This window comes from Pseudomonas sp. CNPSo 3701 (genome assembly GCF_028674975.1).
Lineage (GTDB): Bacteria > Pseudomonadota > Gammaproteobacteria > Pseudomonadales > Pseudomonadaceae > Aquipseudomonas > Aquipseudomonas straminea.
Genome location: NZ_JAQZSI010000022.1, coordinates 1 through 649 on the forward strand (window position 1 = coordinate 1; position 649 = coordinate 649).

Consider the following 649-nt stretch of genomic DNA (forward strand, 5'->3'; position numbering starts at 1 on the left):
GTTGCCGCGCTTGATCGATTTGATCTTCTTCATCACCTCGTTCATGAACGGCTCGAAGATCGACTCCTGCACCAGCGCCCGCGACGGGCAGGTGCACACTTCGCCCTGGTTGAAGAAGGCCAGCACCAGGCCTTCGGCCGCCTTCTCGATGAACGCCGGCTCGGCCTGCATGATGTCTTCGAAGAAGATGTTGGGCGATTTGCCGCCCAGTTCCACGGTGCTGGGGATGATGTTGGCGGCGGCGCATTTCATGATATGAGAGCCCACTGGGGTGGAGCCGGTAAAGGCGATCTTGGCGATGCGCGTGCTCGTGGCCAGCGCCTCGCCGGCTTCACGGCCGAAGCCCTGGACGATGTTGAGCACGCCCGGCGGCAGCAGGTCGCCGATGATCTCGGCCAGCAGGGTGATCGACAGCGGCGTCTGCTCGGCTGGTTTGAGCACCACGCAGTTGCCGGCAGCCAGCGCGGGAGCGAGTTTCCAGGCGGCCATCAGCAGCGGGAAGTTCCAGGGAATGATCTGCCCGACCACGCCCAGCGGCTCGTGGAAGTGATAGGACGCGGTGTGCTCGTTGATCTCCGCCGAGGTGCCTTCCTGGGCGCGGATGCAGCCGGCGAAGTAGCGGAAGTGATCGGCGGCCAGGGGTACGTCG

The 649-nt window shown here is 64.4% G+C and carries 1 protein-coding gene; it reads right to left on the reverse strand.

Going from position 1 to position 649, the window contains the following annotated elements; translation table 11 throughout:
• A partial coding sequence (locus PVA39_RS23205) for an aldehyde dehydrogenase family protein (RefSeq protein ID WP_274126068.1) occupies nucleotides 1-649 on the reverse strand: 649 nt, incomplete at both ends.